Origin of the sequence: Micromonospora sp. Llam0 (assembly GCF_003751085.1) — a bacterium.
Taxonomy (GTDB): Bacteria; Actinomycetota; Actinomycetes; order Mycobacteriales; family Micromonosporaceae; genus Micromonospora_E.
The window spans coordinates 4,104,823-4,130,981 of sequence record NZ_RJJY01000001.1; the positions used below are offsets into that span (position 1 = coordinate 4,104,823).

General features: G+C 70.5%; 28 protein-coding genes. 8 read left to right on the forward strand and 20 right to left on the reverse strand.

The window, feature by feature from the left end:
- Positions 1-124: 124 nt before the first annotated feature.
- On the forward strand, positions 125-1,840 hold the full coding sequence (locus EDC02_RS17920; protein WP_123602955.1) for a PHP domain-containing protein: 1,716 nt from the start codon (positions 125-127) through the stop codon (positions 1,838-1,840).
- 11 nt (positions 1,841-1,851) lie between these two features.
- On the forward strand, positions 1,852-2,361 hold the full coding sequence (locus EDC02_RS17925) for a hypothetical protein (RefSeq protein WP_123602956.1): 510 nt from the start codon (positions 1,852-1,854) through the stop codon (positions 2,359-2,361).
- A gap of 306 nt (positions 2,362-2,667) precedes the next feature.
- Here EDC02_RS17925 and EDC02_RS17930 read toward each other — a convergent pair whose 3' ends face one another.
- Both EDC02_RS17930 and EDC02_RS17935 read right to left on the reverse strand, forming a co-directional pair.
- Positions 2,668-2,943 carry a hypothetical protein gene (locus EDC02_RS17930; protein ID WP_123602957.1) on the reverse strand — a complete coding sequence of 92 codons (276 nt, stop codon included), beginning with the start codon at positions 2,941-2,943 and terminating at the stop codon, positions 2,668-2,670.
- On the reverse strand, positions 2,943-3,416 hold the full coding sequence (locus tag EDC02_RS17935; protein ID WP_123602958.1) for a hypothetical protein: 474 nt from the start codon (positions 3,414-3,416) through the stop codon (positions 2,943-2,945). Before EDC02_RS17935 ends, EDC02_RS17930 begins: the two co-directional genes overlap by 1 nt.
- A gap of 331 nt (positions 3,417-3,747) precedes the next feature.
- On the opposite strand from EDC02_RS17935, the gene EDC02_RS17940 reads away from it, so the two are divergent.
- Positions 3,748-5,298, forward strand: coding sequence for a helix-turn-helix transcriptional regulator (locus tag EDC02_RS17940; RefSeq protein WP_123602959.1), 1,551 nt, complete (start codon positions 3,748-3,750; stop codon positions 5,296-5,298).
- Here EDC02_RS17940 and EDC02_RS17945 read toward each other — a convergent pair.
- On the reverse strand, positions 5,281-5,847 hold the full coding sequence (locus tag EDC02_RS17945) for a GNAT family N-acetyltransferase (protein WP_233605995.1): 567 nt from the start codon (positions 5,845-5,847) through the stop codon (positions 5,281-5,283). The two genes, EDC02_RS17940 and EDC02_RS17945, sit on opposite strands and share 18 nt — an antisense overlap.
- A gap of 529 nt (positions 5,848-6,376) precedes the next feature.
- Between EDC02_RS17945 and EDC02_RS17950 the strand changes: the two genes are divergently transcribed.
- Genes EDC02_RS17950 through EDC02_RS17960 form a run of 3 tightly spaced genes read left to right on the forward strand, consistent with a single transcriptional unit; the run spans position 6,377 to position 8,278 of the window.
- Positions 6,377-6,952 (forward strand): XRE family transcriptional regulator, encoded by a 576-nt coding sequence (locus EDC02_RS17950; protein ID WP_233605996.1) that lies wholly within the window; start codon positions 6,377-6,379, stop codon positions 6,950-6,952.
- 58 nt (positions 6,953-7,010) lie between these two features.
- Positions 7,011-7,490 carry a GntR family transcriptional regulator gene (locus EDC02_RS17955; protein WP_199757670.1) on the forward strand — a complete coding sequence of 160 codons (480 nt, stop codon included), beginning with the start codon at positions 7,011-7,013 and terminating at the stop codon, positions 7,488-7,490.
- Positions 7,487-8,278 carry a GntR family transcriptional regulator gene (locus tag EDC02_RS17960; protein ID WP_123602960.1) on the forward strand — a complete coding sequence of 264 codons (792 nt, stop codon included), beginning with the start codon at positions 7,487-7,489 and terminating at the stop codon, positions 8,276-8,278. Before EDC02_RS17955 ends, EDC02_RS17960 begins: the two co-directional genes overlap by 4 nt.
- Before the next feature lie 782 nt (positions 8,279-9,060).
- On the opposite strand, the gene EDC02_RS17965 is transcribed toward EDC02_RS17960, so the two are convergent.
- The 7 genes from EDC02_RS17965 to recO all read right to left on the reverse strand — a co-directional run bounded on the left by EDC02_RS17965 (position 9,061) and on the right by recO (position 15,155).
- Positions 9,061-9,759 (reverse strand): class I SAM-dependent methyltransferase, encoded by a 699-nt coding sequence (locus EDC02_RS17965; RefSeq protein ID WP_123602961.1) that lies wholly within the window; start codon positions 9,757-9,759, stop codon positions 9,061-9,063.
- Positions 9,756-10,580: an ABC transporter ATP-binding protein gene (locus EDC02_RS17970; RefSeq protein WP_123602962.1), complete on the reverse strand. Its 825-nt coding sequence runs from the start codon at positions 10,578-10,580 to the stop codon at positions 9,756-9,758. Before EDC02_RS17970 ends, EDC02_RS17965 begins: the two co-directional genes overlap by 4 nt.
- The gene (locus EDC02_RS17975; RefSeq protein ID WP_123602963.1) at positions 10,577-11,566 is read right to left on the reverse strand and encodes an ABC transporter substrate-binding protein; all 990 of its coding nucleotides are present in this window, start codon (positions 11,564-11,566) and stop codon (positions 10,577-10,579) included. Before EDC02_RS17975 ends, EDC02_RS17970 begins: the two co-directional genes overlap by 4 nt.
- Positions 11,567-11,633: 67 nt before the next feature.
- A complete protein-coding gene (locus tag EDC02_RS17980) occupies positions 11,634-12,722 on the reverse strand; it encodes an iron ABC transporter permease (protein ID WP_123602964.1) in 1,089 nt (362 codons plus the stop codon).
- 250 nt (positions 12,723-12,972) lie between these two features.
- Positions 12,973-13,263, reverse strand: a complete 291-nt coding sequence (locus tag EDC02_RS40290; RefSeq protein WP_158632219.1) for a hypothetical protein — start codon at positions 13,261-13,263, stop codon at positions 12,973-12,975.
- Between the two features lie 312 nt (positions 13,264-13,575).
- The gene (locus EDC02_RS17990; protein ID WP_123602965.1) at positions 13,576-14,382 is read right to left on the reverse strand and encodes an isoprenyl transferase; all 807 of its coding nucleotides are present in this window, start codon (positions 14,380-14,382) and stop codon (positions 13,576-13,578) included.
- A 2-nt stretch (positions 14,383-14,384) separates the two neighbouring features.
- Positions 14,385-15,155, reverse strand: a complete 771-nt coding sequence (recO, locus tag EDC02_RS17995) for a DNA repair protein RecO (RefSeq protein ID WP_123602966.1) — start codon at positions 15,153-15,155, stop codon at positions 14,385-14,387.
- A gap of 129 nt (positions 15,156-15,284) precedes the next feature.
- Here recO and EDC02_RS18000 point away from each other — a divergent pair, with 129 nt between their 5' ends.
- Positions 15,285-16,094, forward strand: a complete 810-nt coding sequence (locus EDC02_RS18000) for a DUF4097 family beta strand repeat-containing protein (RefSeq protein ID WP_158632220.1) — start codon at positions 15,285-15,287, stop codon at positions 16,092-16,094.
- Between the two features lie 18 nt (positions 16,095-16,112).
- On the opposite strand, the gene era is transcribed toward EDC02_RS18000, so the two are convergent.
- The 9 genes from era to hrcA all read right to left on the reverse strand — a co-directional run bounded on the left by era (position 16,113) and on the right by hrcA (position 23,945).
- Positions 16,113-16,994 carry a GTPase Era gene (era, locus tag EDC02_RS18005; protein ID WP_123604904.1) on the reverse strand — a complete coding sequence of 294 codons (882 nt, stop codon included), beginning with the start codon at positions 16,992-16,994 and terminating at the stop codon, positions 16,113-16,115.
- A 62-nt stretch (positions 16,995-17,056) separates the two neighbouring features.
- Complete coding sequence (locus tag EDC02_RS18010) at positions 17,057-17,437, reverse strand: cytidine deaminase (protein ID WP_123602968.1); 381 nt, start codon at positions 17,435-17,437, stop codon at positions 17,057-17,059.
- The gene (locus EDC02_RS18015) at positions 17,430-18,836 is read right to left on the reverse strand and encodes a hemolysin family protein (protein ID WP_123602969.1); all 1,407 of its coding nucleotides are present in this window, start codon (positions 18,834-18,836) and stop codon (positions 17,430-17,432) included. Before EDC02_RS18015 ends, EDC02_RS18010 begins: the two co-directional genes overlap by 8 nt.
- Entirely contained in the window at positions 18,833-19,300 is a 468-nt protein-coding gene (gene ybeY / locus EDC02_RS18020) for an rRNA maturation RNase YbeY (protein ID WP_123602970.1), read from the reverse strand. Before ybeY ends, EDC02_RS18015 begins: the two co-directional genes overlap by 4 nt.
- Positions 19,301-19,317: 17 nt before the next feature.
- The gene (locus EDC02_RS18025) at positions 19,318-20,376 is read right to left on the reverse strand and encodes a PhoH family protein (protein WP_123602971.1); all 1,059 of its coding nucleotides are present in this window, start codon (positions 20,374-20,376) and stop codon (positions 19,318-19,320) included.
- Positions 20,377-20,504: 128 nt separating this feature from the next.
- Positions 20,505-20,855, reverse strand: coding sequence for a histidine triad nucleotide-binding protein (locus tag EDC02_RS18030; protein WP_123604905.1), 351 nt, complete (start codon positions 20,853-20,855; stop codon positions 20,505-20,507).
- A gap of 70 nt (positions 20,856-20,925) precedes the next feature.
- Positions 20,926-21,669: a 16S rRNA (uracil(1498)-N(3))-methyltransferase gene (locus tag EDC02_RS18035; RefSeq protein ID WP_123602972.1), complete on the reverse strand. Its 744-nt coding sequence runs from the start codon at positions 21,667-21,669 to the stop codon at positions 20,926-20,928.
- A 48-nt stretch (positions 21,670-21,717) separates the two neighbouring features.
- Complete coding sequence (gene dnaJ / locus EDC02_RS18040) at positions 21,718-22,851, reverse strand: molecular chaperone DnaJ (protein ID WP_199757872.1); 1,134 nt, start codon at positions 22,849-22,851, stop codon at positions 21,718-21,720.
- Positions 22,852-22,922: 71 nt separating this feature from the next.
- Positions 22,923-23,945, reverse strand: coding sequence for a heat-inducible transcriptional repressor HrcA (hrcA, locus tag EDC02_RS18045; protein ID WP_123604906.1), 1,023 nt, complete (start codon positions 23,943-23,945; stop codon positions 22,923-22,925).
- Positions 23,946-24,309: 364 nt separating this feature from the next.
- Here hrcA and EDC02_RS18050 point away from each other — a divergent pair, with 364 nt between their 5' ends.
- The gene (locus tag EDC02_RS18050) at positions 24,310-24,879 is read left to right on the forward strand and encodes a DUF4870 domain-containing protein (RefSeq protein WP_123602974.1); all 570 of its coding nucleotides are present in this window, start codon (positions 24,310-24,312) and stop codon (positions 24,877-24,879) included.
- 55 nt (positions 24,880-24,934) lie between these two features.
- Here EDC02_RS18050 and hemW read toward each other — a convergent pair whose 3' ends face one another.
- Positions 24,935-26,158, reverse strand: a complete 1,224-nt coding sequence (gene hemW, locus EDC02_RS18055) for a radical SAM family heme chaperone HemW (RefSeq protein ID WP_123602975.1) — start codon at positions 26,156-26,158, stop codon at positions 24,935-24,937.
- Between the last annotated feature and the right edge of the window lies 1 nt (position 26,159).

A 26,159-nucleotide genomic window follows, 5' to 3' on the forward strand; every position in this document is an offset into this window, starting at 1 on the left:
ACCGATGCATACATGGCTACACCTTCACGGCACGTGCGCCGCAACGACGGCGGTACGTCGCCTGTTGTTTCCCCTCCTCCACGAGATTGACCGCGACAAAGTTGATCTGGGAGGCGGAACAGGGATGGGACACCACCACCATCATCACCACCACGACCATGCGGCGACCGGTGCCGACGTACCGGCACCGCTCGACCTGTCGGTGCCGGACGCCGAACTGTCGCCGACCGAGGCGTCCCGGCGTACCTTCCTGCGGAACGCCGGGCTGCTCGGGGCCGGCGCGGCCGCGTCATCGGTGCTGGCCGGCGGACACGCCGCGCACGCCGCACCGGCCGGCGACCACGCCGGCGGCGGCACCGGCGGCGGCCAGGCCAACGACGGCGAGTTCGTCTGGCTGGCCGGCGACCACCACATCCACACCCAGTACAGCTCGGACGCCATTTACCGGGTGGTCGACCAGGCCAAGCATGCCCGCGCGTACGGCCTGGACTGGATCGTCATCACCGACCACGGCAACGCCACCCACGCCAGGATCGGGGTGGAGAAGGTCAACCCGGACATCGTCGCCACCCGCCGGGAGATCAAGGATCTGCTGATCTACCAGGGTCTGGAGTGGAACATTCCGTCGGCCGAGCACGGCACGGTCTGGGTGCAGCCCAGCCCGAACGAGGTCGCGGTGCTCAAGCAGTTCGAGACCGACTACGACGGTTCGGTGACCGGCACCAGCGGCTCCAGCCCGGCCAACGAGGCGCTCGCCGTCGCCGGGATCAAGTTCCTGGCCGAGGAGGTCCGCAATCGCCGGATCGGCGGCGCGCTGTTCCTGGCCAACCACCCGTCCCGGCGGGGCGTCGACTCGCCGCACGAGATGCGGGCGTGGCGCGACGCCGACCCGACGGTGGCGGTCGGCATGGAAGGCGCGCCGGGGCACCAGGCGGCGAGTCTGCCGGCGCCGAACGGCCCGGGTCGCGGTCGCGGCTACTACGAGGGCAGCCCGTCGGCGGCGTCGTTCCCCGGCTACCCGTTGGAGAGCTACCGCACCTGGGGCGGCTTCGACTGGATGACCGCCACCGTGGGCGGGCTGTGGGACAGCCTGCTCGCCGAGGGCAAGCCGTGGTGGATCAGCGTCAACTCCGACTCGCACTTCAACTACCTGGGTACGTCGATGCGCGGGCCGGGCAGCGACTTCAACGCCAACGGCAAGTACAACGACCCGGTGTACGGGCCGCTGATCACCACCGCGGGTGACTTCTGGCCGGGCCAGTACGGTCGGACGCACGTCGGCGCCAAGGCGTTCGGCTACCGCGCGGTGATGGACGCGATGCGGGCCGGCCGGGTCTGGGTGGACCACGGTGGCCTGATCCGGGGCCTGGACATGCGGGTCCGCCGGCTCAACGACCAGCGGCCGGGAGCCGGTGCCACGCTCGGCGGCACCTTGAAGATCAAGAGTGGTACGTCGGTCGTGGTCACCCTGGACATCGATCTGGCGACCGTGCCGAACTGGGCGCAGTTCGTGCCGAAGCTGGCCCGGGTGGACCTGATCGTCGGCGACGTCACCGGACCGGTCACCGACCAGGACACCTTCACCGCCCCGACCGCCCGGGTCGCCGCCTCCTTCGAGGTGCAGCCGGGCCGCAAGCGGGTGTCGTTCAGCTACCCGCTGGGCCGGGTGGACCGGCCGATGTACGTCCGGGTCCGGGGCACCGACGGCAACCGCAGCGCGCCCGGCCTGATGGGTGCGACGGTCGACCCGCACGGTCCGGCGATGGACGTGCTCGGCGACGCCGACCCGTGGCTGGACCTGTGGTTCTACGGCAACCCGATCTGGGTCCTGCCGTCCTGACCGCCACCGCCATGACAGTCATCGGAATCAGTCTCGGGCACGCCGACGACGCCGCCGCCGAACACTGGCTGCACGACGTCGTCGGCGTGGCCGACCTGCACGACCTGGTCGCCTGCACCCATCTGGTGCGGACGCCGAGGCCGCACGTGGCGATCAGTCTGGCCGCCCCCGACGGGCTGCCAGACCTGCCCGCCACCCCGGCCGATCTCGTCCCGGCGGCGGAGCTCGCCGCCGACGAGCACCGGGCCGGCCGGTCCGGGCGGGCGGTGCGCTACCCCGGGGTCGACCGTCTGGTCGGCACACTCACCGTCGCGGAGCTGCTCGAGTTCAGCGCGATCGAGCAGGTCATCATGCTCGGCGGCGCGGTCCCGGAGCCGGAGACGCCGGTGCAGACCCGCGACTTCGTCCGGCCGCAGTGGATCAACGGAGTACTGACGTTGATCACTACTGCGGTCGGGCCGGGGCGGATCGGGCCATTCGAGCTGCCCGACCCGACCCCGTGCTGCGCCGACAAGCACTGATCGTACGCCTCACCTATCCAGAATCACCTATCCAGTCCTCCGGTGCTGGTCACCTCCTGTGGCCAGCGCCGGAGGCAGTCTCATGCTCAACGGCCTCCCCTTGCCGGAGCCGCGAGGTGAGGCTTGCGCACGTCATTTCGCATTTTGAGGTGCGTCAGCCTCACCTCGCAGGCGGTGGCGTGGTGGTCAGTTCGCCGCACCGAGGGCACCAGCGGCTCTTGACTCGGAATGAGAACAACCCGGCCAGGAAGCCGAGTAGCGCGGCGCTCGTCAACGCACAGATTTCCATGATCCTCTTTGACTTCTCTACGAGTGGGGATGGTCGACGCCGTTGAGTGGCTGCCGGCGTTGCACCACGCCGGAGCGGGTCAGCGCTGACTTGTAGACGCCGATCGCGGCCATCCGCCCGTCCCGCCCGGCCGAGGTGATCGTGGCGAGGATGCCGACCACCGGGGACTCGGCGTCGTCGAGGCCGTACCGGATGTCGGAGACCCGGACCGTCATCGACCGGTCGCCGAACACCCAGTCGGCCTTGCCGAGATGCAGTGTGTCGCCGACCCGCAGGAGATCACCGTCGGCCATCAGTCGTCCCGGCCGTCGTGGACGTACCCGTCGGGCCAGAGTCCGGCGTACTGCAACACCGCCCGCACCCGACGCGCCTTGCCGTGGTCCCAGCGGTCCAGCACCGCCAGCGCGTTGGTGAACGGCGGGCAGAACGCAGCCACGTCACACACCCGGCACTCGGCCAACCGACTCGGCATGTGCTCAGCCACCGTCTCCCGCGCACGGTCCAACACGCCGACGTCCGGCCGGTTCCGCATCGCCGCCGCCACCTCGTCCAGCACCGCCTGCTCGGCGTCGACAACCGGCCGCCCGGCATCCGGCGCGGGTGCCACCGCACGCGCGGCCAGCAGCCGGAACCGTGAGTCCCGCCCGATGTCCGTCTGCCCCGGCGTCCGTCGCGGCAACGGCGGCCGGTCCGGCGGCGGACCTTCATTACCGCTGAGGTACGGCGACGGGCAGTACCTACTGCTCGGCGGGTTGTTTCCGGCCATGCGCTTTCCTCCGTGGAGAAATGTCAGCGAATACATTCGATGATCCTCAACGCCATTTATTGCTGCTCGTGTGACTCACTACATCCACGGTCGCCTACGTCACACGCACGCCACCACCCGCCGACATCCGGAGATTCCGAGACGTCCATTCCTCGCGCCACGGGGAAGTTCCCAAAATCGGAGCAGTCACGTATGGTCTATCCAAATAGGTCTGCGAATATTTCTGATCATGGGCGGTGACGGCATGGCAGAATCAAGATCGGATAGTCTTCGACGGCAGCAGGCGCGTCTTGCGGCCGAGTTACGGTCGGAGGGAAAGACGTGGGTCGAGGTGGCCGAGGTCTTCCGGCAACAGTTCCGGCTCAACCCCCGGGTCGCACTCCGCGCCGCCCGGGGCTGGAGCCAGGCGCAGGCAGCCGAGGAGTGGAACCGGCGCTGGCCCGACGAGCCCAAGACCCACAAGAGCTTCTCGTACTGGGAGATCTGGCCCGGCAAGGGCGGCTACACGCCCTCGCAGGACAACCTGGTCCGCCTGGCCGAGATCTACGAGTGCGCCGTCGCCGACCTGCTGGCCGACCTGCCCAGCTTCCGCCACCTCGATGCCGCAACCCGAACAACTTTCACCGTCGCACGGGGTACTTCCGTCGCCCTCACCGGTGAGACCATGGTGCCGAGAGAAGCGGAGATCCTGCTTCGCGACCTGCTCGGCCGGCGACCCGGTGCCGAGGCGGGTGCCCCGCCACGAGCGGACCTCACCGGCCTGCACCGCCTGCCCGAGGAGGTCGACTTCGGAGAGTTGGCGCAGGTCATCGTCATGTGGATGCAACGGATACCGGACCCCCAGACCCGCCGGGCCATGCTCGGCAAACTGACCGCCGCGCTCGCGGTCGCCACCACCGCGCCGCTGACCGAGCTGGCCGGCGCGGCCGAGCCGGCCAACGCGGCACCACCGTCCGCCGGACCGGGCACCTTCGACCCGGCGACGCTGGCCCACTGCGAAGAGATGATGCCCCACCTGCGCAAGCAGGGCGACGTACTCGGCGCGGGGGCCACCCTGCCCAGCGCGTTGGCCTACCGGCGTACCGCCGAGCAGCAGGCCAAGGCCGCCCCCGCCGGGCCGCACCGGGACCGGGCGATCGCCGCCTACGCCGAGCTGACCCAGCTGGCCGGCTGGTTGTGCTTCAACATGGGCGACTACGGTTCCGCGCAGCGGCTCTACGACGATGCCCGCACCGCCGCCCACGAAGCACGCGCCGTGGAGCTGGTCACCTACATCCTGTGCACGATGAGCCACCTGGCGACCTGGCAGGGCAAGCCCCGGATCGGCATCGACCACGCCGCCGCAGCTGCCGCCTGGGCCGAGCAGAGCGGCAGCCCGTACGCCCGCGCCTATGCCGCCGATGTGGCGGTGCGCGCGCTCACCGCCGACGGACAGGCCGACCGGTCGCAGGCGAATCTCGACCGGGAGTACGCCGCCCTACAGGAAGCGCAGGCCGACGACGGCCCCCGTCAGTCGTGGTGGTACTTCTACGATGAGTCGTTCTACTGGAGCACCACCGCGCAGCAGGCGTTGGGCTTCCACGACGCCGACCGGGTGCTCGCCGCCACCGACAAGACGTTGAGCCTGATCGACCCGGGCAACTTGCACAACCGCGCATTCGGGCTGCTGTACCGCGCCGAAGCGTTCGCCCAGCAGCGCAACATCGACCAGGCCTGCCGGACCGCCACCGAGGCGGTGGAGCTGACCTCGGTCAACTCCAGCAAGCGGATCACGCAGCAGGTGCAGAAGCTGCGCCGTGGGCTCGACCCGTGGAAACGCACCCGCCCCGTCAAGGAGTTCGACCAGGCGGTACGCAGCTACCGGTCAACTCCCTTCGGCTGACCACAGCGGGCGCACGAAGACGGCGTACTCCCGGTAGTAGGCGCCCGGAGGTCCAGGCTTCGTGCCGACCCGCACCCACCCCCACCGCTCGTAGAGTGCGTGGGTGGCGGTCGCGACCGGGTTGGCCGACAGCGTGGCCCGCTCCTCACGTCGACCACCGAGGAACGTGTCGTGCAGGCCACGGCCGATGCCCTTGCCCTGCCACGCCTTGCGTACCTCGATCTCGGCCAGGACCACCGTGCGCTCGCCACCACGCTCGTCGGTGAAACCCGGCTCGGGCGCCGGATCGAGCCCGCCGAACCAGTCCCGCTCCTGCCGCAGGCTGTACCCGAGGACGAAACCCACCAGCTCATCGCCGCTCCGGGCCGTCACCAGCTCGTAGTTGCGGGCACCCAGCGCAGCCGTGGCCCGATCACGGAAGGCATCCGCCTTGACGCCGGTGTCCTCGCCGGGGACCTGGCCGTAGGCGTCGGCGTAGACCTCGGCCAACTGGTCCAGCATCGCCGCGGCAGCGGCGGCGTCGAGACGGACGTACGAAACCTCAGTCACACCAACCACCGTACGGACGAGCAGACCACCGTCCTTCCCCGCGCCACGGGGAAAATGGGCCCCAGCAGTCACTGTTTCCCTTGCCGAAGCCGATCGGGGTAGGCGACAATATCCACATCGGCTAGTTGGCGACTAGGCGACGGCGGTGAGACGGCCACGCTATATCGCGAGCCCTCCATCGAGGACGGACAACGCATCGATGCACGCAAGATTAAGTGCCAGAGATGTGGTGAAATGTCGATTGCGACAACCTCCAACACACCCGGGAGCCGGGGGAAGTTGGCGGAAAGATCCCAAACCGCCCCCGAGCTGCGAGAGCCCACTCCACGGAGATCATCTATGCTGCCACCAAGATCATGATCAACAGGAGGTTGCCCTCCGGACCCCCTGTTTGCCCAGGTCAGACCCCCCGACATTCCGGACACGGTCACCGAGCACACGAAAACCGCGCCGAATTGAAGCCCTACGGCAGGTTCAAATGCCATCTGTCGACAGATCGACCAACATCGACATGTTGAAGGTGGGCCAGGTGCTGAGAGAAGATGAAGACGTGATCTGGTCCGGCTTGCTCAAACGCGGATACGACCGGGAGATCCGCGCCGCATGGCCGACACGCTCAGCAGTCCCCCGGGAACTCTGGAACGACCTCATCCACCGCGCCACGTCCCGCATCTGGTGCGCCGGCTACACCTCGTACTTCCTCTGGACCGAGGTCCCCGGCATCACACCCACCCTGCGCAACAAAGCCGCATCCGGCCTCGACCTGCGCTTCCTCCTCGGACTCAAGGACTCACCCGTCACCCACGAGCGTGAACGCATCGAGGACGCAGCCCTGTCGATCTCCACCCGCATCGACATCACCACCGCCGAACTCACCAAGATCGAACCCACCCCACAGGTACGCCACACCGACCGCCACATCAGCCTGTCCGTCTGGATCTTCGACGACGAAGCCCTCGTCAGCACCCACCTCGCCGACCAACTCGGACACGCCTCCCCCACCCTGCACATCCGCCGACGCGGCCCCGGCGGCCTGTTCGACCAGTACGCCAACCACGTCGACCACCTCTGGGAAACAGCCCACGCACCAGCACCGGCCCCATGACAGACCAGGGCTGGACCAGCAGCTCAGACCCGTACCTCGTCGCGCAGCAGCACGACGCGTGGTCCGCCGAGGCCGCCGGCCGGGGGCGCGTCGGCACGCAACAGCTCTCGGCGTCGAGACCGTCGACGCCGACACACAGGTCAGACGCGCGCTCGGTCTCGCCGACACCGAACGAGCCGTCGTCCGCCGCCGCCTCATCCTCGAAGACAATCGCCCCGTCGAACTCGCCGACTCCTACTACCCGGAACCCATCGCCGCCGGCACCCCACTGGCCGACAACCGCAAGGTCAAAGGCGGCGCGGTACGGGTACTCGCCGACCTCGGACTCACGCCGCACCAGGTCAGCGAACACGTCACCGCACGACGGCCGACCGATCAGGAACAGGAACTACTCGACATCCCCGCCGACGAACCACTCCTCGTCCTCACCCGCCTCAGCCGCGCCGCCACCGGCCAACCCATCGAGTACGCCGTCATGCGCACCGTCACCAGCCGCTCAACCGGCCACACCTACCAGATGCAGGCCCCAACCCCATGACCAACGAACCCGACAACAAGGCTGCCGCCAACGACGTACGAGACCGACAGCGCCAGATCGCAGCCGACATCCGCCGACAGATCCTCACCGGCGAGTTCAAACCCGGCGACAAGGTGCCCTCCACCGCCCAACTCTGCGAGCGGTACGGCGTCTCCAACCTCACCACCCAGCGCGCGCTCGCCATCCTCAAGAAGCAAGGATTCGTCCGTGGCGAGTCCGGCGTCGGCGTGTTCGTCACCGCCAACCAGCCGATCGCCGTCGAAGCGAACCACTACCCGGGCCAGGCCAGCGACGCCAATCCGTACCCGTGGATCAGTGAGATCGCCAGTCACGGCCGCCGCAAGACCAGCCGCCTGCTGTCCGTCGACGAGGTGACACCGCCGGTCGCGGTCGCCGCAGCGTACGACCTCGAACCCGACACCCGCGTCATCCGCCGGCGGCTTCTGCTCCTGCTCGACGACGCCCCAGCCGAACTGGTCACCAACTACTACCGCACCGACCTCGCACGCGGCACCCCGCTCACCGAACACCGCCTGATCAGAGGCGGATCGCTCCGCGTACTCGCCGAACTCGGCAAGCACGCCGGACCAGCCGTCGACGACGTCGAAGCCACCATGCCCACCATCGACGAGTTCATCGCCCTACAAATGCCCGACGACATGCCCGTGCTGCGTCAGTTCCGCACCGTATACACCACCGACGGCGAACCGATCGAAGTGACCGAAATGATCAAAGCCGCCCACCGGCACAAGGCGAGATACCTCCTGCCCGGACCTGACGAAGCCTGACCTCACCGCCCTCCCGCGACACTTACCAGACCGCCGCCGAGGTAGTGGAGGTGGCCACGGTGAACCCTCCACTCGGCGGACCGCAGCAGGCGCACAACAAGCCACTTTTCCCCTTGCCGGAGCCAACCGCGTACGCGACAATTTCCACATCGGCCTTTCGGTAGGTGCCGGACGGAGGAGGGATAGCCACGCCGAACCCAGCAGCATCCGCTGAGGACAGACAACGCATCGATGTACGCAAGATTAGGTGCCGGAGTTGTGGCGGAATGTCGATTGCGGCAACCTCCGACACGCCCGGGATCCGGGGGAGGTTGGCGGAAAGATCCCAAACCGCCCCCGAGCTGCGAAGATTCGCCTTACGAAGATCATCTAAGCTGCCACCAAGATCATGATCAACAGGAGGTTGCCCTCCAGACCCCCTGTTTGCCCAGGTCAGACCGCCCGACATTTCGGACACGGTCCCCGAGCACACGAAAACCGCGCCGGATTGAAATTCCGGTTGTACTCGAAGGGAATGGAGGCAGGTCGGCCGTAGACTGAATTTGGTCTGCGACAGCGCTGCCGCTATCCGCTGCGAAGGTCAGGCTTCCTGGGGTAGCCGACGAGGTCGACCGTACTCGTGGCCGCGTTCGCATCGGGCGCAACAGCCGCGAGTGGCGGTGCTGATCTCGGCAGAGGATCCTGAGTCGCTGGAGGCAACCGTCGAGCTGCTTCCTTCTGGAACGGGTTGGATGAGGAGACGGACTCCGCTGACCCCGTCACCCCACCGCGAGCCGCGACCGTCAGCGCCGGCCAGTGACGACGTACTGCAGTTTGAGTTCGTGGTCGGGTGCCACGCCGAACCGTTGATCGAGTTCGTAGATCGAGGTAAGCGGTACGGCCGTGACATCACGCAGACCGGCCCCCTGCAGCACTGCCACGGTCTGGTCGATGGACTTCGCGGTGGCCAGCGGCAGCGCCGAGCGCACCGCACTGTCGTAGTGGTCGGCAAAGTTCTCCGAGGCGTTGTCCAGCCCATCAGGGAACCAGGTGCTGTCGACCACGGCGACCGTGCCGCCGGGGCGCAGCAGGCGTACCCAGTTGGCCACGGCGACCTGCGGCTCCCGCAGCGTCCACATCAGGTACCTGCTGGTCACCGCGTCGAAGCTGCCGGCCGGGAAGTCCGGTGCGACGGCGTCGCCGTACGCGATGACCGGGCCGCCGGGCATCGCGGCGGCGTGTCGGCGGGCCCGCTCCAGCATCCCCTCGGACAGGTCCATGCCGGTGACCCGGTGGCCGAGGCCGGCCAGCACGATGGCGGCCTGCCCAGTGCCGGTGCCGACGTCGAGCACGTCCAGCGGTGCCGGCGGCAGTGCCGCCGCCCAGACCTGTGACCAGGCCTGCTGGTCGGCGGCGAACCGTTCAGGGCGCTGCACGTACTCGTCGTAGCCGGGTGCCCGGCCGGTCCAGTACGCGTTGATCCGATCTTGTACGGCCGTCATGCCGCGATCCTTTCCTGGGTGACCTCGTGTGGGCGGAACAGCAGGTGGATGGCACCGTCGAGGTCCAGCCGCCGGATGCCGATCCCGTAGACCGGTTCGAGCACCGCTGGGTCGAGCACCTCGTCCGTGCTGCCGGCAGCCGCCACCCGGCCCTGACCGAGCAGCACCAGGTCGTCGCAGTAGCGGGCGGCCAGGTTCAGGTCGTGTAGTACGACGATGGAGCAGGTGCCGAGATCCCGTACCAGTTGCAGCACCTCGTGCTGGTAGCGGATGTCCAGGTGGTTGGTCGGCTCGTCGAGCAGCAGATGGGTGGCCTGCTGGGCGAGAGCGCGGGCGATCAGCACCCGTTGGCGTTCGCCGCCGGACAGCCCGGCGAACGCCCGGGCACCCAGGTGGGCGGCACCGACCCGGGTCAGGCTCCGGGCCACGATCTCGTAGTCGGCCCGGCTGGTCCGCTGGAACGTCGACAGGTGCGGGCCCCGGCCCAGCAGCACCAGCTCGGCCACGGTCAGCGCGGTGTCGGTGCCGCCGGCCTCCTGCACCACCACGGCCAGCCGGCGGGCGGCCTCCCGCGACGGCAGGCCGGTCAGCTCGTCGCCGTCCACCACGACCCGCCCGGCCCCACCGCTCCGACCAGGACCGCTGCTGCGCCCGGCACCGCCGCTGCACAGGGCACCGTGGAGCAGGCGCAGCAGGGTGGTCTTGCCGCTGCCGTTCGGGCCAATCAAACCGAGGACCCGGCCGGGCCGGGCGGTCACGCTGACCCCGTCGATCACCGGGTTGGCGCCGTAGCGCCACGAGACCTCGGTCGCGGTGATCACGACTCGGCCCCGAAACGCCGTACGATCCGCTCCAGTCCGTCGATGGACAGCGGGGTCGGTGGCTCGGTGAAGTTGAACAGCTGGGTCAGCACGTCGCCGTTGCGTACGGCGGCCAGGTTCTCCGCCCCGGGCAGCCCGGTCAGGCCCTGTTCGACCGCCGCCGGGTCGCCGTCGCTGTACAGCAGGATCAGCACGTCGGGGTCGCGGCCGAGCAGTTCCTCCACGGTGACTTCGAAGACCCGTTCGGGTACGTCGTCGAAGACGTTGCGCAAGCCGGCCGCTTCCAGCTGCGGGTGCGCCATGCTGGCGGTGCCGTACGCGTAGGTGACACCGCCGCCGACGGTCGGGTACAGCACCGCAGCCGTACGGCCGGTGCCCGCCTCGGTCTGGGCCTGCACCTGCGCCATCCGCTCTTCCAGCGCGGTGACCGCCGCTGCCGCCTCGTCGGCCCGGTCGAACACCTCGCCGTAGGTCCGCATCTGGGCGTAGATGTCGTCGAAGGTCGGCACCGTCGTGCTTCCCGGGCACATCGCCGGCTCCTCGAGCAGCGGGATGTCCACCGCCGACAGCGTGTCCCGGGACAGGTTGTCCACCTCGCCGAGCACCAGGTCCGGCTGTTGGCTGATCACCACTTCCTTGGAGATCTGCAGGTGGCCGCTGGTGTCGGTCTTGTCGGTCAGCAGCGGGATGCGGTCCAGTTCGGCGAGGGTCGCCTCGTCGTAGTACTCCGGCGGGTACTGGCCGGCGCGGGCGGTGACCCGGTCCAGCACGCCGAGCGCGTGCAGGTACGGCACGGCAGCGCTCTTGAGCAGCACGACCCGCTCCGGCGCGGCGTCGAAGGTGACGTCGACGCCGCAGTTGGTGACGGTCACCGGGTAGCCGTCGGCCGCGTCCGGGGTGGGGTCGGCACCGGCTTCACCGCACCCGGCGACGAGCAGCGCGGCGGCGGAGATCACCGCAACGGCGGCGGTACGGCTTGTCCTCATGGTGCTCCTCGACTGTTCGGAAAACTCGGGGGCCCAGTTGGACCCGGTGCTCGGGCAGGCCCGGTGGTCACCCGGATGTGGCGTGCAGGCGGCGGATCAGAACCAGCAGGAAAGGTGCGCCCAGCAGCGCGGTGATGATGCCGATCGGGATCTCCTGGGGGGCCAGCAGGACCCGGGCGAGCACGTCGGCCCAGACCAGCAGGATCGCGCCGAGCAGGGCGGCGACCGGCACCACCCGTACGTGTGGTGCGCCGACGAGCCGCCGGGCCAGGTGGGGCACGACGAGGCCGACGAAGCCGATGCTGCCGGCGGCGGAGACCAGCACGCCGACGCTCAGCGAGACCAGCACCAGCAGGCGCAGTCGGAACCGGTCCGGTGACACTCCGAGGGTCTGCGCGGTCTCATCGCCGATGGCGAGCACATCCAGTCGCCGGCCGACGATGGTCAGGTACCCGGTCATCCCGACCAGCACGACGGCGGCCACCGCCAGCAGGGCATCCCAGCGGGCCAGCCCCAGCGACCCGAGCAGCCAGAACATCACCGACCGGGCGCCCTCGGCCGACCCGGAGGCGAAGATCAGGAAACTGGTGGTGGCGTACAGCGCGTAGCCGACCGCGACACCGGACAGCAGCAGCCGGATCGAGGTGACCCGGCCACCGCTGCGGGCGACCAGGAAGACCAGCAGCGACGCGGCGAGGGCGCCGAGGAAGGCGCTGGTGGACAGGGCGTACTGGCCGAAGCCGGCACCGGCCCCGAACAGGATGGCCGCCGCCGCGCCGCTGGACGCTCCGGAGTTGATGCCCAGCAGGTACGGGTCGGCGAGCACGTTGCGGACCATCGCCTGCAGCGCCACTCCGCACACGGCCAGCCCGGCACCGACGAGCATGCCGAGCAGCACCCGGGGTAGCCGGACCTGCCAGACGATGGCCTGCTGCGGCAGGCTCCAGGTCGCCTCACCGGGCAGTCCGACGAGTTGGTGGCCGATGATGGCGGCGACGGTCGTCGGGGCGATCCCGATGGCACCGGAGCCGACCGCGACCAACGCGGTGGCCACCAGTCCGACGGTCAGGACGACCAGCCAGATCCCGGTCCGACGACGCTGGGAGGCGACGCCGAGCAGGTCATCGCGGGCTGCCGACAGGGTGGCCGCCGCCATCGTCCCACCCCCATACGCCGATCTGTTGCTCTTGCAAAGTTATGGCAAAAGCTAGCAGCAAGATCAGCGGATCCGGAAGGCGGTGAGTCACTGTTCACCTCGGCGACGTCCGAGTCCGCCGCCCGTTCACCAGTGCTCCCGCAACGGAAGGTGAACCCGTTGCGGGAGCGGTCAGACCTGACACGGCGGCGGCGTGGGGGTCGGCCGGCAGGGTTGCGCCCTGCCGGCCGACCCCGGCCACGACCGACGGTCAGCTGCGCCGGAACTGGTAGTTGCGGCCCTTGCCGGCGCGCTGACCGCGACCGGCGAGCCGGTCCGGGCGGGCGCTCCTGGTCTGCGGGCCGGAGCCCGGCGCGGCGGCGCGGGCCCGGCGCCGGCCCTCGACGGGCAGCGCGACATCGGGCAGCGCGACATCGGGCAGCGCGACATCGGGCAGCGCGACATCGGGCAGCGCGACATCGGGCAGCGCGAGTTCACCCGGGGCGGCATCGGGCACGGTGAACCCGGGCGTCGTCGTGTCTCGTTCTGGTCGTTGCGCCATGTGAGAAGACCTCCTGGCTGCGAACCGCCACGCGAACCGCGGCGGTGACGGGTGAGATGCGGGAGGCGGGCGCCGCAGTCACCGACGACGGTCCACGATGACGGGACCCGGCAGCCGGAGAAACACCATGACGCCCGCAGTGCCGACCGGCGGCGGGAACCCGCACGGCACGGATCGACGGCGACCGCCGAGCGGTCGCGGCACTGCGAAAAGGGGCGTCAGTAGCGCATGACAATCACGCTAACCGGTGCGCTCCCCCGGCGCACCCGGTTTTTCAGACAGTCCGGCGGCGGCGCCGGGTCGGATCCCGGCTCAGCTCTGCGGGGCGACCGGGTTGGGCAGGGCGCCGCCGAACCGGCGGTCCCGCTGCGCGTACAGCTCGCAGGCGTACCACAGATGACGCCGGTCGAAGTCCGGCCAGAGGGTGTCCAGGAAGACCAGCTCGGCGTAGGCCGACTGCCAGAGCATGAAGTTCGACGTCCGCTGCTCCCCGGACGGCCGCAGGAACAGATCCACCTCGGGCACTTCCGGGTGGTAGAGGTAGCGGGCCAGCATCTTCTCGTTGACCCGGGCAGGGTCGACCTTGCCGGCCGCCACGTCCCGGGCGATCGCCGCCGCCGCGTCGGCGATCTCCGCCTGGCCGCCATAGTTGACGCAGAACTGCAGGGTGAGCGTGCTGTTGTGGCGGGACATCTGCTCGGCGGTCTGCAGCTCGGAGATGACGCTCTTCCACAGCCGGCCGGCCCGACCGGACCACACCACCCGTACCCCCAGGTCGACCAGCTGGTCGCGGCGGCGGCGGATGACGTCGCGGTTGAAGCCCATCAGGAAGCGGACCTCGTCCGGCGAGCGGCGCCAGTTCTCCGTCGAGAAGGCGTACGCCGACAGGTACGGAATGCCCAGCTCGATCGCGCCTTCGACGGTGTCGAACAGCGAGAACTCGCCCTGCTCGTGGCCCTTGGTGCGGGGCAGACCGCGATCCTTGGCCCACCGGCCGTTGCCGTCCATCACGATCGCCACGTGGTCGGGCAGCGCCTGCTTCGGCAACGCCGGTGGCCGGGCACCGGACGGGTGCGGAGTGGGTGCCACCGGCGGGCGCAGGCCCCTGCCCTTGGTCATGATCAGTCTCCTGGGGAACGGTCGACCAGCGGCAGCGAGCGTAACCCGCGTTCCAGATGCCACTGCAGGTGCGCCGCCACCAGCCCGCTGCACTCCCGCCGGGTGGCCGGCTCCGACGCGTCCGCCACCTGCCAGTCACCGGTGGCCAGGGCGGCCATCAGGTCGATGGTGGCCGGCGCCGGATGGGCCGCGCCGGGCGGTCGGCAGTCCGGGCAGACACACCCCCCGGCCGGTACGGAGAACGCCCGGTGCCGGCCCCGGGTGCCGCACACCGCGCAGTCGCGCAGCGCCGGTGCCCAGCCGGCGAGGGCCATCCCGCGCAGCAGGTACGCGTCGAGCACGAGGGTGCCGGCGTGGTCGCCGTCGGCGAGGGCCCGCAGCGCGCCGAGGGTGAGCTGAAACAGCCGCAGCGACGGTTCCCGTTCCACCGGGGTGAGCCGCTCGGCGGTCTCCGCGATCGCGCTGGCGGCCGTGTAGCGCGGATAGTCGGCCAGGAACCGTTTGCCGTACAGGTGCAGCCCTTCGACCTGGCTGACCGTGTGCAGTGAGCTACCGGGCCCGTCGGGGTTCCCGGCGATCTGCAGGTCGACGTGGCCGAACGGCTCCAGCCGGGCGCCGAACCGGGAGGTGGTCCGGCGTACCCCCCGGGCCACTGCCCGCAGCCGGCCGTGCCGGCGGGTCAGCAGGGTGATGATCCGGTCGGATTCGCCCAGCTTCTGTACGCGCAGCACCACCGCGTCGTCGCGGTAGAGCTGGCGGCGGTATCCGGGCACCTGGTCATTGTCCCGTGCCGACCGGGTGTGCCGGCGGCCGGCCCTGATACGGATTCAGGGTCGCGATCCGGGACAGATCCGTGGCCGTGCCGGATGTGCCCCGCCGTTGGCGCTCTTAGCGTCACCGGCATGACTTCCACCCGCACCACGACCACCGCACTCGTCGCCGCGTCGACCGTCGCGCTGCTGGCCGTCGCCTCGGCCGCGTGCGCTCCGCTTGACTGGCGCCAGGAGGACTTCCACGACACCGAGACGGTCCCGATCACCGCGGTACGGATCGTGGAATCCGGCGACGGCGACGTGCTGGTGCGGACCCGGCCCGGTGACACGGTCGAGATCCAGCGGGTCGTCCGCTACCAGCGCTCCGAGCCGGGTCGGACCTATCGGATCGACGGGACGGTGCTCGAGCTGGACACGTCGTGCGGCTGGCGGTGCGACGTGTCGTACGACATCGTCGCGCCCCCGGGCGTCTCGGTCGAGGGTGAGAACGGCTCCGGCCAGCTGTTGCTGTTCGACGTGTCGGACGTGTCGGTGCAGGTCGGATCGGGCAGTATCACCATCGACCGAGCTACTGGTCGGGTGGACGCGCGGACCGGTTCCGGCGGCATCACCGCGTACCGGCTGTCCGGTCCGGCGGAGCTGCGTACGGGTTCCGGCTCCATCGATGGCCGCGGTCTCAGCGGCGATGGCGTGGTCGCGACCACCGGTTCCGGGAAGGTGGCGCTCACCCTTGACGACCCGGGTCCGGTGCGCGCCGAGACATCGAGTGGGTCGGTGCACGTCACCGTGCCCGCGGGTAGCTACCGGATCCGTACCGAGACCGGATCCGGATCGGCCGACGTACGGGTGCCGGACGATCCGGACGGCGAGCATCTGATCGACGCGCGGACCGGCAGCGGGAGCATCGTCATCGATCGCAACCGGCCCGAACCAGTGTGACGTCCCGCAGATGCCGGGTCAGAAGCCCAGCTTGCGCAGCTGCCGGGGGTCGCGCTGCCAGTCCTTGGCCACCCGCACGTGCAGGTCGAGGTAGACCCGGCTGCCGAGCAGCTCCTCGATCTCCCGGCGGGAGCGGGTGCCGACGTCGCGCAGCCGGCTACCGCCGGCGCCGATGACGATCGCTTTCTGACTCGGCCGCTCGACGTAGATGTCGGCATATATCCGGATCAGCGAGTCTTCCGGGAGCATCTCCTCGACGATCACCGCGATCGAGTGCGGCAACTCGTCCCGTACGCCCTCCAGCGCGGCCTCCCGGATCAGCTCGCCGATCAGCACCTGCTCCGGCTCGTCGGTGAGCATGTCGTCCGGGTAGAGCCGGGGGGATTCGGGAAGGTGGCCGGTCATCACCTCGACCAGGGTCTGCACCTGGTGGCCGGTGGCGGCGCTGACCGGCACCACGTCGGCGAAGTCGCCCAGCTCGCTGACCGCGAGCAGCTGTTCGGCGAGCCGGCGCCGGTCGACCAGGTCGGTCTTGGTGACCACCGCCAGCACCGTCGCCTTGAGCTCGGCGATCTCCCCGGTGATGAACCGGTCGCCCCGACCGACCGGCTCGTTGGCCGGGATGCACAGCCCGATCACGTCGACCTCGCTCCAGGTCTGGCGGACCAGGTCGTTGAGGCGTTCGCCGAGCAGCGTCCGCGGCCGGTGCAACCCCGGGGTGTCGACCAGGACGAGCTGCGACTGCGGCTGGTGCAGGACGCCCCGGATCACGTGCCGCGTGGTCTGTGGCTTGCTGGAGGTGATCGCGATCTTCTGCCCGACGATCGCGTTGGTCAGGGTCGACTTCCCGGCGTTCGGGCGGCCGACGAAACAGGCGAAGCCGGCCCGGAAGGTTTCCAGCGGAGCCGACCCGCGCCGGCTCGCTGGCGTACCGTGCGAACTTGCTGACGTACCGCGCCGGCTCACTGGCGTACCGTGCCGAGCAGTTTGCCGTCCGGGGCCGCGACGTGGACCGGCGCGTCGGTGGCCAGGTCACGCACCACCGCGTGGCCGGCGCCGTCCAAGGTGGAGGCCTCGGTGACCACAGCGGCCGCCTCCAGCCGGGTGGCCCCGGACGCCACGGCCGACGCGACCGCCAGCTGCAACGCGGTCAGCGTCAACGACGGCAACGCGACGTTAGCCCCGGCGTAGGTACGCCCGTCCTGGTCCCGTACGGCGGCGCCCTCAGCCGCCCCGATCCGGGCCCGGGCGCTGCGGGCCAGCACGACCAGCTTGCTGTCCTCGGCGCTGAGCTGCGGCTCCGGCTCCGACCCGGTCGGCGTGGCCGACGGCGACTCAGGCATCTGCGTGCTGCCTTTCCTCTGCTCTGGCATGACGGTGGTCTTTGCCGTCGGCGGTGTGCTCGGCCGACGGCCCGGCCGGCTGCTCGACGGTCCGGCTCACCAGGACGGTGTCCACCCGGTTGCGCCGGCCGGTGGTGCCCTCGGCGACCAGTCGGAGGCCGGCGACGGTGACCTCCGCGCCCGGGATCGGCACCCGGCCGAGCACGTGGGCCATCAACCCGCCGACCGTTTCGACCTCGTCGTCGGAGATTTCCACGTCGAACAGCTCGCCGAGGTCCTCGACCGGCAGCCGGGCGGTCACCCGCACCCGGTCGTCGTCGAGTCGTTCGACCGGTGGCCGCTCGACATCGTACTCGTCGGTGATCTCGCCGACGATCTCCTCCAGGATGTCCTCGATGGTGACCAGTCCCCCGGTGCCACCGTACTCGTCGACCACGATCACCAGGTGGGTACGGGCGGCCTGCATCTCGGAGAGCAGGTCGTCCACCGGCTTGGACTCCGGTACGAACGTCGCCGGACGCATCAGCTCGACCACCGGGACCTCGTCGCTGCCCGGCCCGACCGCGTGGGCCCGACGGACCACGTCCTTGAGGTAGATGATGCCCACCACGTCGTCGACGTTCCCGCCGATCACCGGGATCCGGGAGAAGCCGGACCGCAGGAACAGCGCCAGGGCCTGGCGCAGCGTCTTGTGCCGTTCGATCCACACCATCTCGGTACGCGGCACCATCACCTCGCGGGCGATGGTGTCGCCGAGCGCGAACACCGAGTGGATCATCTGGCGCTCGCCGTGCTCGACGACGCCGCGCTGCTCGGCCAGGTCGACCAGTTCCCGCAGCTCGATCTGGGTGGCGAAGGGGCCTTCCCGGAAGCCCTTGCCCGGGGTCACCGCGTTACCGATCAGGATCAGCAGCGAGGCCAGCGGGTTCAGGGCGCGGCCCAGACCGCGCACCAGCGGTGCGGTCGCCCGCGCCACGACGAAGGCGTGCTGGCGGCCGATCGTGCGCGGGCCGACCCCGACCACCACGAAACTGACCACGGTCATCGCCCCGGCGGTGACCAGCGCCGCCGTCCAGCCGGCGCCGAAGGTGTCCACGGCGACCAGCGCGACCAGGGTGGTGGCGGTCAGCTCGCAGAGCAGCCGGAGCAGCAACAGCAGATTGACGTGCCGGACCGCGTCCGCGGCGACGATCTGCAGCGCCCGGGCGGAACGGCTACCGTCGCGGGCCAGCTCGGCGGCCCGGGCCGGCGAGACGACGACCAGCGCCGCCTCGGTCATCGCGATGACTCCCGCCAGCACCACCAGGCCGGCGGCGATGACCAACAGTTGCAGATCCGGCAGCCCGGTGGCTGCCGCAGCGGCGGCCAGCGGGGTGCCGGTGGTATGGCCAGAGTTCACGTGGCCCGGGCTTCCTTCCAGCTGTAGAGCAGGCGAGCCTGCAACTCGAACATCTCACGTTCCTCGTCCGGCTCGGCGTGGTCGTAGCCGAGCAGGTGCAGCACCCCGTGCACGGTGAGCAGATGCAGCTCGTCTGCGGCGGCGTGCCCGGCGGTGGCCGCCTGTTTGGCGGCCGCCTCCGGGCAGAGCACGATGTCGCCGAGCAGGCCCGGCTCGTCCGGGCTCGACTCGCCCGGACCATGGTCGACGCTGCCCTCGTCCATCGGGAAGGCGAGCACGTCGGTCGGCCCGTCGCCGCCCATCCAGCGGTGGTTGAGCTCGGCCATGTAGTCCTGGTCGACCAGCAGCACCGACAGCTCCGCGAGCGGGTTGACGCCCATCTCGTCCAGCGCGTGACGGGCGACGGCGAGCACCGCGTCGGTGTCGACGTCGACCCCGGACTCGTTGGCGATCTCGATGGACACGTGTCTCTCCCGAAGCTCTATCGGCGCCGGTTCGCCCGGCCACCCTGGGCGGTCCGGCCCTGGACCGCGTGGACGCCCTGATTCTGCTGTGCCTCGCGGTCGGCGTCCCACCGGGCGTACGCGTCGACGATGTCGCTGACCAGCCGGTGACGCACCACGTCGGTGCTGGACAGCTGCGCGAAGTGCACGTCGTCCAGGCCGGTGAGGATGTCCCGCACGGTACGCAGCCCGCTGGAGGTGCCGCCGGGCAGGTCGACCTGGGTGATGTCACCGGTGACCACGATCCGGGAACCGAAGCCGAGCCGGGTCAGGAACATCTTCATCTGCTCGGCCGTGGTGTTCTGCGCCTCGTCGAGGATGATGAAGGCGTCGTTGAGGGTCCGGCCCCGCATGTAGGCCAGCGGCGCGACCTCGATGGTGCCGGCCGCCATCAGCTTCGGGATGGAGTCGGGGTCGAGCATGTCGTGCAGCGCGTCGTAGAGCGGACGCAGGTAGGGGTCGATCTTCTCGTAGAGCGTGCCGGGCAGGAAGCCGAGCCGCTCACCGGCCTCGACCGCCGGCCGGGTCAGGATGATCCGGTTGACCTGCTTGGCCTGCAGTGCCTGCACCGCCTTGGCCATCGCGAGGTAGGTCTTGCCGGTACCCGCGGGGCCGATGCCGAAGACGATGGTGTGCGCGTCGATCGCGTCCACGTACCGCTTCTGACCCAGCGTCTTGGGCCGGATGGTCCGCCCGCGCCGGGAGAGGATGTTGAGGGTGAGCACGTCGGCGGGGCGCTCGCTGCCGCCCTGCGCCAGCATGCCGACGGTACGCCGGACCGCGTCGGTGGTCAGCGTCTCGCCCTTGGCGATGAGCTCGAGCAGCTCGCTGAAGAGCCGCTCGGCCACCGCGTTGTCCGACGGCACACCGGTGATGGTGATCTCGTTGCCGCGTACGTGGACGTCGCTGGCGAGGGACTGCTCAACCAGCCGCAGGATCTCGTCGCCTGCGCCGAGCAGGTTGACCATGATCTGCGGGTCCGGGACGGTGATCCTGGTCTGCACCCGGGCCTGCCCGGGAGGTGGAGTGCCGGTCATGGGTCGGCCTGACGGCCTTTCGCACCTGCTTCCATTTCAGCGCCCCGACCCGGTCGGCCGTGGCGGGCGGACTTGCTGCCATCGTATCCGCTCAACGCCCGGCACAGCGGCTCCATTTCCGCCGGTTGTCAACGGGACAGCATCGGACCGAGCGGCGCCCCGCCGAGCACATGGGCATGCACGTGGAACACCTCCTGACCGGCGTACCGGCCGGTGTTGAAGATCAACCGGAACCCGTCAGCGGCCAGCCCTTCGGCCTGCGCCACCGCGGCCGCCGTGGTCAACAGCTCGCCCGCGACGGCGGGGTCGGCCGCGGCCAGCGCGGCGACGTCGGGATGGTGCTGCTTCGGTATCACCAGCACGTGGGTGGGTGCCTGCGGGTGGAGGTCCCGGAACGCGACCGTGTTGGCCCCGTCGTGCAGCAGGGTGGTCGGCAGTTCCCCGGCGGCGATCCGGCAGAAGACACAGTTGTCGCTCACCCGACGGATGGTAGCGGTGACCGCGGTCCGGCCGGTCCACCGCCGCGCTACCAGCGCCTCAACCACCGCGCTACCAGCGCCCCAGCCGACCGGAGAGCAGCGCGAGTGCCGCGACACCGGCGGTCGACGTCCGCAGCACCGCCGGACCGAGCCGCACCGGTCGGGCTCCGGCGTCGACGAAGGTGGCCAGCTCGGCGTCGTCGATCCCGCCTTCCGGCCCCACCACCAGCAGCACCGACCCGGTGGTCGGCAGGTCGGCGACGGCCAGCCGCTGCTGCGCCGACTCGTGCAGGACGAAGCTGGCGGCCGACGCCGCGCACCGGGCGGCGATCGCGTCGGTGGGCTCGGCCGGCTGCTCGTCGGAGCCGCCGATCACCGGCAGCCACGGTCGGCGGGCCTGTTTGCTGGCTTCCCGCGCGGTGCCGACCCATCGTTGCCGGGCCCGGGCACCACGGTCGTCGCGCCAGCGGGTCACCGAGCGGGCAGCCGCCCACGGGACGATCTCGTCGACCCCGACCTCGGTCATCGCCTGCACCGCCAGCTCGCCCCGGTCGCCCTTGGCGATGCCCTGCGCCACCACCAGCCGGGGATCGGTGGCGCTGACGTACCCGGTGTCGAGGACCCGCAGATCGAGCTGGTGCCGGCCGACGGCCTCGACCACCGCGTCGGCGACGCCGCCGCGCCCGTCGGCGAGCCGCAACCGCTCGCCCGGGCGCAGCCGGACCACCGTGGCGGCGTGGTGGCCCTCCGGCCCGTCGAGGGTGTGGGTCGGCCCGGTCGGCAGGCACTCGACGAGAAACAGTGGGGCGCTCACCTCGGATCGGTTCTCCGCTGCTGCTCGCTGGTCGGGCCGGGCGGCGGGTCAGCCGTGGCCGTTGAACGCGTCGCGCATCCGGGAGAAGAACCCGCCCTGCTTGGTCAGCTCGGCGACCTCCTCGCCCCGGGCCTTGGCGAACTCGCGCAGCGCCCGCTCCTGCTCGGCGTCGAGCTTGGTGGGGGTACGCACGTCGAGGTGCACGTAGAGGTCGCCACGGCCGGTGCCGCGCAGATGCGGCACGCCGCGCCCGCGCAGCCGCAGGGTGGCACCGGGCTGGGTGCCCGGCTTGACGTCCACCGGCTCGTCGCTGTCCAGTGTCCGGATGGTCAGCCGGGTGCCGAGCGCCGCGGCGGTCATCGGCACGGTGACCCGGCAGTGCAGGTCGTCACCCTTGCGGGAGTAGACGTCGTGCGGCCGCTCGTGGATCTCGACGTACAGGTCACCGGCGGTGCCCCCGCCCGGCCCGACCTCGCCCTGCTGGGCCAACCGGATCCGCATCCCGTCCTCCACCCCGGCGGGGATCTTGACGGTCAGCGAACGTCGGGTCCGGACCCGGCCGTCACCGGAACAGGTGGCGCAGGGATGCGGGATGACGGTGCCGTAGCCCTGGCAGGCCACGCAGGGCCGGGACGAGACCACCTGGCCGAGGAAGGTCCGTTGCACGGACTGGACCTCGCCGCGCCCGCCGCACGCCTCGCAGGTCGCCAGGTGGGTGCCGGCCGCGGTGCCCGCGCCGGAGCATGTGGTGCAGATCACCGCGGTGTCGACGGTGATCGGTGCTTCCACGCCGAACGCGGTGTCGGTCAGATCGAGCTCCAGGCGCAGGATCGCGTCGGCGCCGGGGCGGGTCCGCGACCGGGGCCCACGGGAGCCGGCCGCCGCCCCGAAGAAGGCGTCCATGATGTCCTGGAAGCCGACGAAGGGCCCGGCCCCGCCGGGGCCGCCGCCGGGCGCGCCGCCGGGTGCCAACGGGTCGCCACCGAGATCGACGATCTGCCGCTTCTGGTCGTCGGAGAGCACCTCGTACGCGGCATTGATGTCCTTGAACTTGTCAGCCGCCACCGGATCCGGATTGACGTCCGGATGGTACTGCCGGGCCAACTTGCGGTAGGCCCGCTTGATGTCGTCAGCGGAGGCGTCCCGGCTCACGCCGAGAATCCCGTAGTAGTCCTTGGCCACTGCGTCTGGTGTCCTCATGTGTCAGTCTCGCATGTGCAGTTCGCCGGGTCGTTTTTGATCCTGCCCGCCGGTCAGTTCTGCGCCAGCAGATCGCCGACGTAGCGTGCCACGGCGCGAACCGTGGCGATGGTGCCGGGGTAGTCCATCCGGGTGGGCCCCAGCACGCCGAGGCCACCGACGATGACGGTGCCCGGACCGTAACCGGTGCTGACCACGGATGCGGCCCGCAGGTTGTCGATCTCGTTCTCGTCGCCGATGCGGACCCGCAGGGTGCTCGGCTCCACCTCGCCGATCAGCTTGAGCAGGACGACCTCCTCCTCCAGTGCCTCCAGTATCGGGCGCAGGGAGCCCTGGAAGTCGAGTAGTCCCCCTCTGGTCAGGTTAGCCGTCCCGGCCAGCGCGATGCGTTCCTCGTGCCGCTCGACCAACGTCTCCAGCAGGACCGTCGAGAGCGTGGTCATCGCCGGTCGCAGGTCCGATGGCGCCTCGTCGACCAACGCCTGGACCAACGGCGGGGTGTCGGAGAGCCGACAGCCGTCGAGCTTCTCGTTGGCCAGCCGACGCAGATCGGTCACGTCGTCGGCGCTGATCGGGGCCGGCAGCTCCACCAGCCGCTGTTCGACCCGGCCGGTGTCGACGATCAGGACCAGCATCAGCCGGGTGGTCGAGATCGGCACCAGCTCCAGGTGCCGTACCGACGACCGGGACAGGCTCGGGTACTGCACCACCGCGACCTGGCGGGTGAGCTGGGCGAGCAACCGGACGGTGCGGTGCACGACGTCGTCGAGGTCGACGGCGCCGGCGAGGAAGCGTTCGATCGCCCTGCGCTCCGCCGGGCTGAGGGGTTTCACCCGGGACAGCCGGTCGACGAACAACCGGTAGCCACGGTCGGTCGGGACCCGCCCGGCGCTGGTGTGCGGCTGCCGGATGTAGCCCTCTTCCTCCAGCACCGCCATGTCGTTACGCACGGTCGCCGGTGACACCCCGAGCTGGTGCCGCTCGACCAGCGCCTTGCTGCCGACCGGCTCCTGGGTGGCGACGTAGTCCTCGACGATCGCCCGGAGCACGTCGAGTTTGCGGTCGTCGAGACCCATCCGCACCTCCTCCGCTGGCACCTGTCGGACCGGTCCGAGGCTACGGCCCCGGCCGTCGCGGCGGCCGGTGGGTGGCCGGACCGACGACGGACGCCCCTGCTGGCACTCGCCGGTTGTGAGTGCCAGCATACGTCGATCGGGCCGGGCCGGGCCGGCGATGATCAATTCGCCGGGCGGGGGCGTACCGGGCGATATGTCACCAAGTGCACTCCTTCGGGTCGGATCCGCCGTCCGGCGGGCCCCGCAAGGCCGGCCAGCCAACCCCGCGCAAGCCGACCGACCAGCGGAGACGGCCTGCCCGGACGGGAAAATCGTCGGCGGGGCTAACTGGCGCGGCTTGATCCGTCCCCCTACCGTGTCGGGCATGACTGAACCACCTCGCCCACCAGGGGAGAACGGTCCCGGCGGCATGCCGCAGGACCCCAACTCCCCGCCGCCACCTCCAGCGTCCTACTCGATGCCGGGCGAGGCCTCCTCTCCCGGATACCCCCCGCCGCCCGGCGGCGCGAGCCCGCCCCCCGGCGGATACCCCCCGCCCGGCGGTTTCCCGCCCGGCGGTCCGGCGTACGGAGGTCAACCCCCGTCCGGCTACGCCACCAACGACGACAAGACCTGGGCGCTGGTCGCCCACTTCGGTGGCGCCCTGGGCGCGTTCATCAGCTTCGGACCGCTCGGCTTCGTCGGCCCGCTGATCGCCTACCTGGTCAAGGGTCAGCAGTCACCGGCCGTACGGGCGCACGCGCTGGCCGCGCTCAACTTCCAGATTCTCTGGTCGGCCATCGCCTTCGTGCTGCTCTTCGTCAGCTGGTGCCTGCTGTTCATCCCCAGCCTGGTGGTGTTCGCCATCCAGATCATCTTCGGGATCATCGCGGGCGTGAAGGCCAACGAGGGGACGCTGTACAAGTACCCGATGTCCGCCAACTTCATCAAGTGACACCGCTCGCCCCCGGATCCGTACCGGCTCCGGGGGCGTCACCGGTGGCGGCGGTTCACGGCAGCAGGTCCCGGACGACCGCGTCGGCCAGCAGCCGGCCGCGCAGGGTCAGCACCGCCTGCCCGGCGGCGAGCGCGCCGGGGTCGAGCAGCCCGTCGTCGCCGGCCCGCTCGGCCGCGACCCGGCCGGCCGGATCCAGTCGCGCCAGCGGCAGCCCACTGGCCAGCCGCAGCCGCAGCATCACCTCTTCGACCTGCTGCTCGGTGCCGGTGAGCAGTTCCCGGCCGTGGCCGGGCGAGCGTCCGGCGGCCAGCCGCTCGGCGTACGACCGGGGATGCCGCACGTTCCACCAGCGGACCCCGCCGACGTGGCTGTGTGCCCCCGGCCCGAGACCCCACCAGTCGCCGCCGGTCCAGTACAGCAGGTTGTGCCGGCACCGGCCGACGTCCGACCGGGCCCAGTTCGACACCTCGTACCAGTCGAATCCGGCGCCGCTCAGCGCCGATTCGGCGGCGAGGTAGCGGTCGGCGGCGACGTCGTCGTCGGGGTACGGCAGTTCGCCGCGCCGCATCCTGGCCGCCAACCGGGTGCCGTCCTCGACGATCAGCGCGTACGCGCTGACGTGGTCGACACCGGCCGCCACCACCGCCGCCAGCGACTCGTCGAAATCCGCCGCGCTCTCCCCCGGCGTACCGTAGATCAGATCGAGATTGACGTGCTCGAACCCGGCCTCCCGGGCCTCCCGGGCGGCGGTGACCGCGCGGCCCGGCGCGTGCCGGCGGTCCAGCACGGCGAGCACCGTCGCTGCGGTCGACTGCATGCCGAGCGACACCCTGGTGTAGCCGGCGGCCCGCAGCGCCCGCAGCGACGCCGGGGTCACCGACTCCGGATTGGCCTCGGTGGTGACCTCCGCGTCGGCGGCCAGCCCCCAGGTGGCGTCGATCGCGTCGAGCAGCCGGGCCAGCGCGTCGGCCGGCAGCAGGCTCGGCGTGCCGCCGCCGACGAAGACCGTGTCCACCTGCCGTGGCGGGCGGTCGGCCAGGACCTTCGCGGCCAGTTCCAGCTCGCCCAGCACGGCGTCCAGGTACTCGCCGACCGGCGCGCTGCCGCCGAGTTCGGCAGGTGTGTACGTGTTGAAGTCGCAGTAGCCGCAGCGGCTGGCGCAGAACGGCACGTGCAGGTAGACCCCGAAACCGCGCTGGCCGCTGCGGGCGAGCGCGGACGGCGGCAACGCCCCGTCGGCGGGCACCGGCGTACCGGCGGGTGGTGCTCCTGGCATG